Source organism: Luteimonas suaedae (assembly GCF_008312895.1).
Taxonomy (GTDB): domain Bacteria; phylum Pseudomonadota; class Gammaproteobacteria; order Xanthomonadales; family Xanthomonadaceae; genus Luteimonas; species Luteimonas suaedae.
Genome location: NZ_VSSP01000006.1, coordinates 69943 through 82601, shown reverse-complemented (window position 1 = coordinate 82601; position 12659 = coordinate 69943). Strand labels below are relative to the sequence as shown.

The 12659-nt window shown below is 71.5% G+C and carries 10 protein-coding genes; 5 read left to right on the top strand and 5 right to left on the bottom strand.

Annotation, left to right across the window (positions count from 1 at the left end):
- Nucleotides 1-33: 33 nt before the first annotated feature.
- On the bottom strand, nt 34-666 hold the full coding sequence (locus tag FXO19_RS10865; protein ID WP_149195117.1) for a ParA family protein: 633 nt from the start codon (nt 664-666) through the stop codon (nt 34-36).
- 105 nt (nt 667-771) lie between these two features.
- Between FXO19_RS10865 and FXO19_RS10860 the strand changes: the two genes are divergently transcribed.
- Nucleotides 772-2259, top strand: coding sequence for an AAA family ATPase (locus tag FXO19_RS10860; RefSeq protein WP_149195116.1), 1488 nt, complete (start codon nt 772-774; stop codon nt 2257-2259).
- A gap of 449 nt (nt 2260-2708) precedes the next feature.
- On the opposite strand, the gene FXO19_RS10855 is transcribed toward FXO19_RS10860, so the two are convergent.
- Together FXO19_RS10855 and ggt are read right to left on the bottom strand one after the other, a co-directional pair.
- Nucleotides 2709-3725, bottom strand: a complete 1017-nt coding sequence (locus FXO19_RS10855; RefSeq protein ID WP_149195115.1) for a hypothetical protein — start codon at nt 3723-3725, stop codon at nt 2709-2711.
- A 37-nt stretch (nt 3726-3762) separates the two neighbouring features.
- Nucleotides 3763-5463: a gamma-glutamyltransferase gene (ggt, locus tag FXO19_RS10850; RefSeq protein ID WP_149195114.1), complete on the bottom strand. Its 1701-nt coding sequence runs from the start codon at nt 5461-5463 to the stop codon at nt 3763-3765.
- Nucleotides 5464-5737: 274 nt separating this feature from the next.
- On the opposite strand from ggt, the gene FXO19_RS19260 reads away from it, so the two are divergent.
- The 4 genes from FXO19_RS19260 (at nt 5738) to FXO19_RS10830 (ending at nt 9901) form a co-directional block, all read left to right on the top strand.
- Nucleotides 5738-7279, top strand: a complete 1542-nt coding sequence (locus tag FXO19_RS19260; RefSeq protein ID WP_187775738.1) for a Tle-like phospholipase domain-containing protein — start codon at nt 5738-5740, stop codon at nt 7277-7279.
- A 94-nt stretch (nt 7280-7373) separates the two neighbouring features.
- The gene (locus FXO19_RS10840) at nt 7374-8105 is read left to right on the top strand and encodes an ankyrin repeat domain-containing protein (RefSeq protein ID WP_149195113.1); all 732 of its coding nucleotides are present in this window, start codon (nt 7374-7376) and stop codon (nt 8103-8105) included.
- Between the two features lie 77 nt (nt 8106-8182).
- A complete protein-coding gene (locus FXO19_RS10835; protein ID WP_149195112.1) occupies nt 8183-9118 on the top strand; it encodes a Tle-like phospholipase domain-containing protein in 936 nt (311 codons plus the stop codon).
- A gap of 54 nt (nt 9119-9172) precedes the next feature.
- Entirely contained in the window at nt 9173-9901 is a 729-nt protein-coding gene (locus FXO19_RS10830) for an ankyrin repeat domain-containing protein (RefSeq protein WP_149195111.1), read from the top strand.
- Nucleotides 9902-10118: 217 nt separating this feature from the next.
- Here the strand turns inward: FXO19_RS10830 and FXO19_RS10825 are convergent, their stop codons facing one another.
- Together FXO19_RS10825 and FXO19_RS10820 are read right to left on the bottom strand one after the other, a co-directional pair.
- Complete coding sequence (locus FXO19_RS10825) at nt 10119-10751, bottom strand: tetratricopeptide repeat protein (protein WP_149195110.1); 633 nt, start codon at nt 10749-10751, stop codon at nt 10119-10121.
- Nucleotides 10752-10820: 69 nt separating this feature from the next.
- The gene (locus FXO19_RS10820) at nt 10821-12656 is read right to left on the bottom strand and encodes a putative bifunctional diguanylate cyclase/phosphodiesterase (RefSeq protein ID WP_187775737.1); all 1836 of its coding nucleotides are present in this window, start codon (nt 12654-12656) and stop codon (nt 10821-10823) included.
- Nucleotides 12657-12659 lie beyond the last annotated feature (3 nt).

The window sequence follows — 12659 nt, the reverse complement described above, 5'->3', positions numbered from 1 at the left end:
AACCATTCTCCATTCCCGATTCCCGCTTCCCGGCTACCTGCGCAACCAGCGCAGCAGCGGCTGCCAGTCGGCCTGGTGCTCGCGAACGTGCAGCGACTGGTAGTCGAACAGGCTCCGGCCCAGCCCGGTCAGCATCACGTAGGCCTGGCTGTCGCGCAGTTGCGCGACCACCGGGTACGGCCACTGCTGCAGCAGCTCCATCGCCTGCCGCGAGGCGTTGGTCCAGGGCCGCAGGCGGTTGCCGACCAGCCCGACCTTGAGTTCGCCGCGACGCACCCGGGGATGCTTGACCAGGGTGTTGAGGAACGGGACGGTGGCGTCGATGTCCAGCGAGGACGGCAGCACCGGCACCACCACCGCGTCGGCGTGCTCGAGCCAGGCATCGAGGTCCTCGCGCATGGCGCCGGCGGGGGCATCGACGATCACCCGGTCGGTGCCTTCGGGGATCGAACTCCACGCCGTCTTGTGTCGGCGGGTGCCCTCGATCGGCAGCACCGCGCTTTCGAGTCCGGCGCGACGCTCGGCCCAGCGGGTCGACGAGTGCTGCGGATCGGCGTCGATGAGCACTGTGCTGTGGCCGGACAACGCCGACTGCGCGGCGAGATGGGTGGCGATCGTGGTCTTGCCCACGCCGCCCTTGGAACTGGCCACCAGCACAGTCTTCATCCACACCCTCCGGTCAGTCAGGTTCCCGCGAGAGTACACCGGCTCGCGCCGCGTCGCGAGCCGGCCTCTGCTATCTTCACGCGCCATCCCCGACCGCCGCGCCACATGAGCGAACTGCAGGACCTGGCCGCGCTGATCCGCGCCGACACGCCGCTGATCGTGGTCGAGACCCCGGACGAACCGCGGGCGGTGGAACTGTTCCGGCAGACCCTGACCCACGTCTGGCGGGCCATGTACCGCTGGACGATCACCGAAGGCCTGCGGCGGATCGACCTCGACCGCGAGGATCCGGCCGAAGACGCGGCCGACATCGGCACCACCCTGCGCGCGATCCGCGGCGCCGACCAGCGCGGCGTCTACCTGCTGCTCGATTTCCACCCCTACCTCGAATACGCCGGCAGCCAGCGCCAGCTGCGCGACCTGCTGCAGCGCCGCGACTGCCTGCCGCACGTGATCGTACTGGTCGGGCACAAGGTCGAGCTGCCGGCCGAACTCGACGCACTGGCGGTGCGCTACACCCCGCGCCTGCCCGACGCGGCAGCGCTGCAGAAGCTGGTGCGCGAACAGGCCGACGCCTACGCCGCCGAACACGGCGGCAAGCGGGTCGAGTCCGACGCCGACGCGGTGCGGCAGATCGTGCGCAACCTGCAGGGCCTGAGCCTGACCGATGCACGCCGCATCGCCCGCCAGCTGATCTTCAGCGACGGGGTGCTCGGCCCCGGCGACCTGCCGGAACTGACCAAGCTCAAGTTCGAGCTGCTCAACCGCAGCGGCCACCTGCACTACGAGTACGACACCGCGCGCTTCGCCGACGTCGCCGGCGCGCGGCGGCTGAAACGCTGGATCGAGCAGCGCCGCCGGGTGTTCGTCGAGGGCGATGCCCCGCCCGGCCTCGACCCGCCCAAAGGCGTGCTGCTGCTGGGCGTGCAGGGCTGCGGCAAGTCGCTGCTGGCCAAGGCGGTGGCCGGCGGCTTCGGCGTGCCGCTGGTGCGGCTGGACTTCGGCACGCTGTACGCCAAGTACCACGGCGAGACCGAGTCCAACCTGCGCTCAGCCCTGGCCTCCACCGAACAGCTGGCGCCGTGCGTGCTGTGGATCGACGAGATCGAGAAGGGCCTGGCCGCGGGCGGGCCCGACGGCGACGGCGGCGTCTCGCGGCGCGTGCTCGGCTATCTGCTGACCTGGATGGCCGAACGCAAATCGAACGTCTTCCTGGTCGCCACCGCCAACCAGGTGCAGGAGCTGCCGGCCGAGCTGCTGCGCAAAGGCCGCTTCGACGAGATCTTCTTCGTCGACCTGCCCGATGCCGACATTCGCCGCGAGGTGTTCACGCTGCACCTGGCCAGCCGCGAACTCGACCCGGCTGCGTTCGACCTAGACGCGCTGGCACAGGCGGCGGAGGGCTTTTCCGGCGCCGAGATCGAGCAGGCGATCGTCTCGGCGCTGTACGCCGCGCATGCCGCCGGCACGCCGCTCAACGACTTCCTGCTCCGCGCCGAGCTGAAACAGACCCGCCCGCTGTCGGTGGTCATGCGCGAACAGGTCGCCGCGCTGCGCGCCTGGGCTGCCGAGCGCACGGTCCCGGCGGACTGAACCACCCCGGTTCGTTCCCGCCGCCCGAGACCCAGACGTGTAGGCAACGCCACATGTCTGGGCACGAATGGCGCTGACCTACGTATCGTCATTCCCGCGCAGGCGGGAATCCAAGGACGTTGATGTCCATGGCTCGACGTCCCCTGGATTCCCGCCTGCGGGGAATGACAAGCGGAAGGCCACCACCTCATCGCGGGTCGCGATGCCGCCTGCTTCGACGACGAGGGCGCGGTGCTGGCCGCCTACCTGATCGCCGCCTTCGCCACGAGTAGCCCGCCGGGCTCCGCGACCGACTCCCGTAGGAGCGCGCCATGCGCGCGATGCCGCGGGCATGGCGCCGCCCGCGAATTCCGGTGACCGGCGCGCCTGCCGGTCCGGAAGCGCGGCATCCACCGGATCCTGCCGGCATCCGCGGCATCGCGCGCATGGCGCGCTCCTACGGCGAAAACTCAGTCGCGACGTGGCGGCTGCCAACCCGCGGGCGGGTCGAGCGGAATGCCGGCTTCGCGCAACAGGCGTTCGACCAGGCCGGGCTCATCGCCGATCGCCGGGTCGCGCAGCAGGCGCACGAAATCGTCGATCCCGCCGCCGGGCGCGGATGCGCTCAGGCGGCCCCATTGCAGCATCTGCCAGTCGAACCGGCGCCGCGCCGCGTTCAGCACGTGATACGTATCGTCGTCGCGAACCATCTCCTCGGCCAGGGCGAAACCGAGCATCCGCACCAGGTGGGTATCGCCGGCCATCAGCAGCGCGCCCGCGTTGCGGCAGTCGTCGGCCTGGATCGACGTCGGTGCCGCCGTGGCCGTGTCGCGGCAGAATTCGAGCAACGGCTGCAGGTTCGGCATCGCTGCCGCGAGCAGGCCCATGCCGTGGATCGCGGCGTACGCGTCCAGCGTCCCGGAGCGACCGTCCGCATCGCCAAGCAGCCGGTCGGCTTCCTCGGCCGTGGGCGGGTGGCTGCGGTAGCCGTCGAGCATCGCCCGCAACTGGGCATAGGCATGCGTGTCCATCCGCGTCGCGGTGCGCGCCGCCTCCAGCACCTGCCGCGGCGATGCCTCGGCATCGCGCAGCAATGGCGCCAGGTTCGCCGGCTCCAGCTGACGCCAACGCGCCAGGGCCTTGGCACGGATGGGGTCCTCATCGTCCGTGCCTGCCAGCAACAGGGTCAGCGCCGCCAGGTCGGAACCGGCGCGGGCGAAGGCCATTTCACGCCATTCCCGCGCACGCGCATCCGCCGGCGGGGCGGCGGCGTCCGATCCGTGGCGCAGCCCGGTTTCGCGCAGCAGCGCGGCGAAGGCCAGCGCGCGCGGCTGGCCGGATTCGGCCAGCCGCGGCGCAATCCGTTCGGAGTAGGCGTGATGGGCGGCAGCGGCCGCCCGCTGTTCCGGCGCGGCGTCTTCGGGCACCTGGGCGCCCAGCAGCGGTGAAACCCCCAGCAACAAGCCCGCGATCCAGCCGTTGCGCATCCTCGCCCTCCCCCGTGATTCGAATGTGCGTGCCGCCTCAATACCCCGCTGCATGCCCGTCCTTGCGCGATTCGCTGGCGCCGATCCAGCCGCCCTGCGGATTGACCATGATCGCCTGGTAGCCGCCGTAGGGGCCGTGGGCGAAGCGCACCGAATGCCCCTTGCGCATCAATTCGCGCACGGTCGCGTAGGGAAAGCCGGTTTCCAGGTCGACCTCGCCGCCGTCGCTCATCACCGTCGCCTGGCCGGCGGGATCGGTGGAGCCATCGTGCTGGATCCGCGGCGCATCGCCGGCCTCCTGCAGGTTCATGCCGAAGTCGATCAGGTTGAGGATGATCTGCGCGTGGCCCTGCGGCTGCATCGCGCCGCCCATCACCCCGTACGACAGCCACGGCTTGCCGTCCTTGGTGACGAAGGCGGGAATGATGGTGTGGAACGGGCGCTTGCCGGGCTCGAAACTGTTCGGATGGCCGGGCTTGAGCACGAACTGCTCGCCGCGATCCTGGAAGATGAAGCCCAGCCCCGGCGGCGCCATGCCGCTGCCCATGCCGCGGTAATTGGACTGGATCAGCGACACCATCATGCCGTCGCCGTCGGCAACGGTGAGATAGATGGTGTCGCCCTCGTCGAGCTGCTGCGGCGTGTCCGGCTGCGCCTCGCGCAGCACGCGGTCCATCGAGATCAGCTTGCCGCGCTCGGCGGCGTATTCCTTCGAGATCAGCCTGGCCACCGGCGCCGGATGGAAGGCCGGATCGGCATACCAGCGCGCGCGGTCGGCGAAGGCGAGCTTCTTCGCCTCGACGAACAGGTGCACGTGCTCGGGGCTGCCGAAACCGTACGACTTCAGGTCGTAGGGCTCGAGCAGGTTGAGGATCTGCAGCGCGGCGATGCCCTGCCCGTTCGGCGGCAGCTCCCAGACGTCATAGCCGCGGTAGTTGGTCGAGACCGGCTCCACCCACTCGCCTGCGTGCGCGGCCAGGTCCTCATAGGACAGGAAGCCGTCGTTGGCCTTGAAGTAGGCAGCGATGGTGCGGGCGATGTCGCCCTTGTAGAACGCATCGCGGCCGCCGTCCGCGAGGGCCTGCAGGGTGTTGGCGAGGTTGGGGTTCTTCCAGGTCTCGCCGGTGCGCGGCGCACGCTTGCCGTCGACGGTGAACTGCTCGGCGAAACCGGGCCACTTCGATAACAGCGGCACGCTGCGGTTCCAGTAGTAGGCGATGGTCTCGTGCACCGGATGGCCCTGGCGCGCGTAGCGGATCGCCGGCGCCAGGTTGTCGGCCATCGGCCGCTTGCCGAAACGCTCGTGCAGCGCGAACCAGGCGTCCACCGTGCCCGGCACCGTCACCGGCAGCGGGCCGTGCGGGGGCACGTCGGTCAGGCCGCGGCGCTCGAACTCGGCCAGGCTGAGCGCGCGCGGCGAACGCCCGGAGCCGTTGTAGCCGTGCAGCTTCCGCGTCGCCGGATCCCAGACGATCGCGAACAGGTCGCCGCCGATGCCGTTGCCGGTCGGCTCCATCAGCCCGAGCGCGGCGTTGGCGGCGATCGCGGCGTCGACCGCGCTGCCTCCGGCCTGCATTACGTCGAGCGCGACCTGCGTGGCCAGCGGGTGCGAGGTGGCGGCCATCGCATGCGGTGCGTAGACCTCGCTGCGGGTGGCGAAAGGCTGCCCGGTAATGCGGTCGGCGGCATCGGCGGCCAGGGCCGCGGCCAGGGCCCCCATGCAAAACAGGGCTCTCATCGATGGCGACATGGACGTTCTCCCGGACGGCAAGGCGCCTACGATAGCGGCTCCCGCCGGGCGGGGTCACACCGGTCGGTGCCAGCGACCGCCGGACGCCGCTCGCGCCGTGCAGCAAGGCGTCCGGTGACGATGCCCGCGGCCTCGCGGCACGCCGATCGGACGGGCGCCGGCCGCACGCATCCGCCCGGGGGCCGACGACTGGGGCACGCCCTAGCTGTCGCGCCGCGCGCAGCGGGGTACGTTGTCCATGGAAACGCGTATGGAGCGGACCATGGGTGCGATCTCTCCTGCCATGGATTCCGGCGCCGCCCACGGCTGGCGGCCGCCGGAGCACGCCGGCAACCCGAACACGACGCCGCCGCCGCCGATCGCCGCCGGCGCGCCGTACCGGCCGGAACCGTCCTATCACCCGCAGGTAGCGCCGCCGGGTGCCACGGGCGCGCCGCAATGCGGTCCGTCCTCCGCCCCCTATGGGCCGGGCGAGTTCTCGTCCTACGTGCAGGGCACCCAGGCGCGCGCGCTGGACGTCGACTTCATGCGCATGGCCTACGCCACCTATGACGATGGCCCGCAAACGGTCTGCGGCTGGACCGAGGTGGGTCAGGCCGAACTCGAGGCGATGGGCTGGGATGCCGACGTCCGGCTCGACGTCCCCGGCAGCCAGTTCCGCGCCGAGGTGTTCACCGACGGCGAGGGCAACTACGTCCTGGCCTACCGCGGCACCCAGGGCGAGGGATCGATGCTGACCGATCCGGACTGGCAGACCAACTACGCCCAGGGCAGCGGGCTGGAAACCGACGAGTTTGATCGCCTGGCGCCGCAGGTGGCGCAGGAGTTCAAGCGCACCCTGGGCGAGTCCGGCGCCGACGGCGCGACCACCAACCTCGCCATCACCGGCCATTCCCAGGGCGGCGGCCTGGCCTCGGTCGGCTCGATCATCACCGGCATCCCGGCCGTCACCTTCGATGCCTCCGGCGTGCATCCCGACACCCTCGAGCGGCTGGGCATCGACATCGCCGCCGCGCGCGAGGTCGCCGGCGACGGCCAGATCCGCCGCTACTCCATGTTCGAGGACCTGCTGACCCAGCTGCAGGAGAATTCGCCGCTGGCGCCGGCGACGCCCGACGCGCTCGGCGCGCCGATCGTGGTCCGGCCCGAGGGCGAGCTCGACCGCGGCCTGGTCGAACGCGCGCTCGAATACGCCGGCGCCCCCGACTGGGTCGATCCGGCCGTGGTCGACCGCATCCCCGTCGTCCGCGACCTGCTGCGCGCCGCCATCAGCCACGAGCAGCAGCTGATGATCGACACCATGCTGCAGCAGCAGCCGTGGCAGCCCGGCTACGAGAATCCCACCTCCATCAGCCGCGTACTGATCGACGCGATCCCCGACATCATCCAGGACGACTACGCCCGCAACGTCGGCGACTTCGCCAACGACCTGCGCGACGTGACCGGCGACCAGTTCGCCCGCGGCGACCATGTCGACGGCGTCGCGCATCTGCTCGGCGACTTCGGCGAGGGCTTCTTCAACTCCGCAGGCGACACCGTCGACGGCCTGGCCGACACCGCCGCCGGCGCCGTCGACCGCGGCAGCAGCGATGCCGCCGACGCCGTACGCGACCTCGGCTGGGGCCGCGCCGGCGACATCCTGGCCGGCGCGGTGGAAGGCGGCGGCGACCTGCTGTCGACCGGTGTCGATCGCGTCGGCGACGGAGTCGAGTTCGTGACCGACGGCATCGGCCAAGGCGTGGAGAACATGGCCGATCTGGCCGGCGACATCGGCCAAGGCGTCGTCGATTTCTTCCGCCGCTGAGGCGCGACGCGCCCGCGCACGCAACGGCCGTGACAGGGAGGGGCGATCCGCCGCGCACACCGGCAGCGATGTCCGCGCATGGCAGAATCGGCAGGTGAGCAAGTTCCCATCCATCCCGGCGCTGCTGGCCGCGGTACTGGCCACCACGTCCTGCCACGGGAGCGCCATGCAGACCGGCCCCTTCACCGACCCCGCCGTCGCCCGCCTCGCCGACGCGGTGGAACAGGGCGATACCTACGTCATCCGCACCCTGCTCGACGAGAACGGCGATCCCGACGCCCGTGGCGAGGGCGGGCTCAACCTGCTGCAGCACGCCATCTTCAAGCAGAGCCGGGATGGCCTGGAGGCGCTGCTGGCCGCCGGCGCCGACCCGAACCTGCCCGGCTACGGCGGCAGCACGGCGATGCATACCGCCGCCCTGGTCGACGACCCGGCCTATCTCGAGCTGTTGCTGGCCCACGGCGGCAACGCCGACGCGCGCCACGCCGAAAGCGGCGAGACTCCGCTCGCCCAGGCGGTGGGTCCGCGCACCGCCGCCACCTTCCGGCGCCTGCTGGCCGCCGGCGCCGATCCGAATGCGGCCGACCGCACCGGCAACACCCCCTTGCACCGCGCGGCCATGATCAACGCCGGCGCCCACGTGCTGCAGCTGCTCGAGGCCGGGGCCGATCCGCAGGCGAAGAATGCCCAGGATGCGACCTTCCAGCCGTACTACTTCGGCGTGCCCGCCCCTGTCCTCAGCGACCGCGCCCGTGCCGAGCGCGAGGCGGTGCGGACCTGGCTGCGCCGCCACGACGTGCCGCTGGAGGCCGGCAGCGACGCCTGACCGCCTCGGGTCGGCCCTAGCTGGTCTGGACGCGAATGCGGGGCTAGGGTCGTAGCATCCCAGCGGAGGGGTCTGGAATGGGCCTGAACATCGAATCGTCGACCGCCGCGCAGCAGGCGCTGCACAACCCGGCGTCCAGCGAACGGACGCCCCAGGCGACGACGGTGCCGCAGGCGCCGACCGGCAGCTACCGGCTCGAGCCGAGCTATCACCCGCAGCTGGCCGGACTGCTGTCCGGGCAGAACGCGGCCAACGCTGCATCGTTCGACGCCCAGGTCCGCGGCCAGGACGCCAAGGCGATCGACCTGCAGATGATGGAACTCTCCGCGGCGGCCTACGACCCGTCGGTGCGGTCGGTCGGCGACTGGACCCGGCTGGACGACGCGCAGCTGCTCGCGGCCGGCATCGACCCGGCGTCGCTCGAGAACCCGGAAACCGGCTTCCGCGCCGGCATCTACACCGACGGCGAAGGCAACCACGTGCTGGCCTTCGCCGGCTCCAACGAGTTCCAGGACTGGACCGGCGCCAACATCCGCCAGGGCCTGGGCTGGCAGGCCGAGCAGTTCGACGAGGCCGTGCAGCTGGCGCAGCTGGCCGATGCCGCCTTCGGCGACAGCCTCGCCATCACCGGGCATTCGCTGGGCGGCGGCCTCGCCGCCACCGCATCACTGGCGACCGGCAATACCGCCGTGACCTTCAACGCATCCGGCGTGCACGACGACACCATGCGCGACCTCGGGCTCGATCCCGACGCCGCCAAGGCCGATGCCGCGGCCGGGCAGATCCGCCGCTACAACGTCGACGGCGAGGCCCTGACCACCGCGCAGCAGGACATCTGGGGGGTGAACGGCATTCCGGATGCGCCCGGACACGAGATCGTGCTCGACGATCCCGACCCGCTGACCGGCTGGAACCGCTTCAACCCGATCGCCATCGTCCAGCACAGCGGCGAGCTGCATTTGCAGGGCGCGGTGCTGGAAGCCCTGCGCGAACAGCGTCCCTGGGCGTCCTGACCGGCCGGGGCAGCGCGTGCCTCGCGCGCGGGACGGGTGTGTGAGAATCGCCCCATGCGCGCCGCACTGCTGACGATCCTGCTGATGCTGACCGGCGCCGCCTGCAGCGGAGACGCCATGGACGCCAAGCGAGCTTTCCCCGACGACCCGACCGCCGCCGCGCTGGCCGAAGCCGCCGCCGACGGCGATGCGGCACGCGTCCGCGACCTGGTGCAGCAGGGTGCCGATCCGAACGCGCAGGGCGCGCAGGGCGTCAACCTGCTGCAGCTGGCGATGCTGGCGCAGAGCAAGCACGGACTGCAGGCGCTGCTGGCCGCAGGCGCCGACCCCAACCGTCCAGGCCTGGGCGGCAGCACCGCAGTGCACGGCGCCGCCATCGCCGACGATCCGGAATACCTGGAGATCGTCCTCGCCGGCGGCGGCGATCCCGATGTCCGCCACGGCGAGACCGGCGCCACGCCGCTGGCCGGCGCCACCGGCCCGCGCACCGACGCCCAGTTCCGCCGCCTGCTCGAAGCCGGCGCCGACCCGGATCTCGCCGACCGCACCGGCAACACCCCGCTGCACAAGGCGGCGATGATCAATGCCGGCACGCACGTGCGAGCGCTGCTCGAAGCCGGCGCCGACGCCGGCGCGAAGAACGCCCAGGACGCCACGTTCCAGGCCTACTTCTTCAAGACGCCGACCGATCGCCTGACTGCCGAAGCCCGCGCCGAGCGCGAGGCGGTGATGGCCTGGCTGCGCGCGCACGAGGTTCCGGTCGAGGCCGGCGCCTTGCCCTGAGCGGACGCGCCATCAGCCCGATGGGCGAAGCAGCCCCACACACCACAGACACCGCGCCTGCGCTCGTGTAGGAGCGCCCCATGGGCGCGATGCCGACTTGCCCATGGGTGCCGCACGTGTCCGGGGCCACACACGTCACGCGGCATCGCGCCCATGGGGCGCCCCTACGAAGGGCGGCGGCAATACTTGCGCGACCCTGTCGCGCCTGCGGCCGCGCTCAGGGCCAGGCCGGCGGGTTCTCCAGCCAGGCGGCATGCACCTCGCCCAAGGTCTTGCGCTCGTCATCGCGCCAATCGGGCAGCAATGCGCTGAAATCGCCGGGACTGCGCCAACGTCCGGGATAGGTCCGCACGGCCGCGGCATACCAGGCCAGCGCCTCGTCGCGGCGCTCGAGGCGCCACAGCGCCAATGCCAGCGTCGGCGGCAGCCATTCGGGGTTGATCAGGCGATCCGATGCGGCCGCCAGCCACTGCTGCAGCGCACCCTCGGCATCGCCGCTGCGCGACAGGTCCCAGCCGTAGTTCCAGTGCAGCGCATGGCGCATCATGCCGCGTGAGGCGCCATCGAACGCGCGCCGGTACAACGCGTGGCCGGTGTCGACGCGGTCGGTCGACATGGCGATATGCGCCAGCTGCGCGGCGGCGCGATCGGCATCGCGCCGGTCGCGCTCCATCAACTGCATCAGGCGCGCGAGCGTGGGCTCGTCGCTGCCTTCGATGGCGACGATCGGGCGCGTGGTCGCGGTGTCCTCGTCGAAGTAGAACTCCTTCGGCTTGGGCACGGTCTGGGCGTGGACGGCGAGCGGCAGCAGGAGCGTGAGCCCCAGGCAGCGGACGAGACTGGCTTTCATGGCGTTGGCACGTGTTCCGGATCCCCGCGCGCATTGTGCCACGTGCGGGACCGGGCGCCCGCGCCGCGCTCACCCGGCGCCGTAGCGCGCCAGCAGTTCCGCGTGGTCGAGCGCCGGCGCGAACAGGAACCCCTGCGCCCGCAGGATGCCGAGCGCCAGCAAGGCATCGGCCTGGGCCTGCGATTCCACGCCCTCGGCCACCACGTCGATCCCGATCTTGCGGGCGATGGTGGCCACCGCCTCGACGATGGCGCTGTCGTAGCGGTCCTCGGGCAGGCCGCCGATGAAGCTGCGGTCGAGCTTGATCGCGTCGATCGGTAGCCGCTTGAGATACCCCAGCGACGCCCAGCCGGTGCCGAAATCGTCGAGCGCAACACCGATGCCGAGAGCGCGCAGCCGCGACAGCGTGTGCGCCGCGCCCTCGGCATCGGCCAGCAGCGCGGTTTCGGTCAGTTCCAGGCACAACCGCGCCCGCGGCAATCCGGTCTGCTGCAGCACCTGCTCGATGTCGGCCAGCAGGTTCGGCTGCTCGAACTGCCGTGCCGACACGTTGACCCGCAGCACCGGCGCCGTGCCGTCGCGCGCGGTCCAGCCACACGCCAGCCGGCAGGCGTTGTCCAGCACCCAGCGCCCGAGCGGCACGATCAGCCCGGAGGATTCGGCCACGTCGATGAACTCCTCTGCCGGATGCAGGGTGCCGTCCGCGTCCTGCCAGCGCAGCAGCGCCTCGGCCGCCAGCCAACGGCCGTCGCGCAAGTCGACCTCGGGCTGGAACCACACCTGCAACCGCTCCTGAGTCATCGCCTCGCGCAGCGCCCGTTCGATGCCCAGGCGCTTGAGCAGGCCGCGGTGATGTTCGGCGTCGAACACTTCGCATCGATTGCGGCCGTCCGCACGCGCGCGCTGGCTGGCCAGCTCGGCATTGCGCAGCAGGGCATGGGCCGACGGTGCCGCCAGGTCGCGGGCGAAGGCGACACCGACCGCTGCGGCGTGATGCGCCACCTGCACCAGCGCCAGGCAGCGCTCGGCGAGCTCGAGCGCCTCAGTCTCCGGCAGGTCACCGTGCGGCAGCAGTGCGAAGGCGTGCTCGCGCACCCGCGCCAGGGTGACCACGTCGCCGAACTCGCGGCGCAGCTGCGCCGCGAGCCCGGGTAGCACCAGGGCGTCGTCGCCACCGACGCCGCCGGGTTCGATCTGCAGATGGATCGCGGCGAGGCCGTGGCCTCCGCGACCCATCGGCCGCAACGCGCTGTGCGCGACCTCCAGCAGGTGATCGCGATTGGGCAGGTCGGTCAACGGGTCGTGCAGCTCCAGATAGCGCAGCCGGTTCTCGGCCTCGCGGCGACGGTTGATCTCGGCGGCCATCGCCGCGTAGTCACCGATGCTGGCGGCGAACGCCTGGTCTTCCGGCGTCCACACGCGCGGCGTGCCGACCTGCTCGTGGCAGACCACGCCGACCAGCTCGCCGCCGCTGCGCACCGGCGCATCGAGCATCGAGACGATGTCGTGCCGCTCCAGGTAGCCGGCCAGCGCGGGATCGGCGGCGGTCAATGCGACATCGCCGGTCACGTCGGCGGCGTCGATCACCCGCATTTGCCCCAGGCGCGCGCGGTACTCATCGCCCAGAGGCAGGACCTCGTGCGCGCCGGGCGGATTGTGCAGCGCGCCCTTGCGCTGGAACAGGTGCACGCAGGCGAGCCGGGCATGGGTGGGGTCCAGGTGCCAGATGCCGACACGATCGGCCTCGAGGGCGGCGGCGGCGACCTCGCAGATCTGCGCGTAGGCCGACTCCAGGCTGCAATCGTCGTGCCACACCTGCCGCGCCAGCGCCACCAGCGCATGGTTGTGGCGCCGCGCCAAAGCGCCGCGCTCCGATCGATCGGTTGCCTGCAGGTCCGCGGACATCCT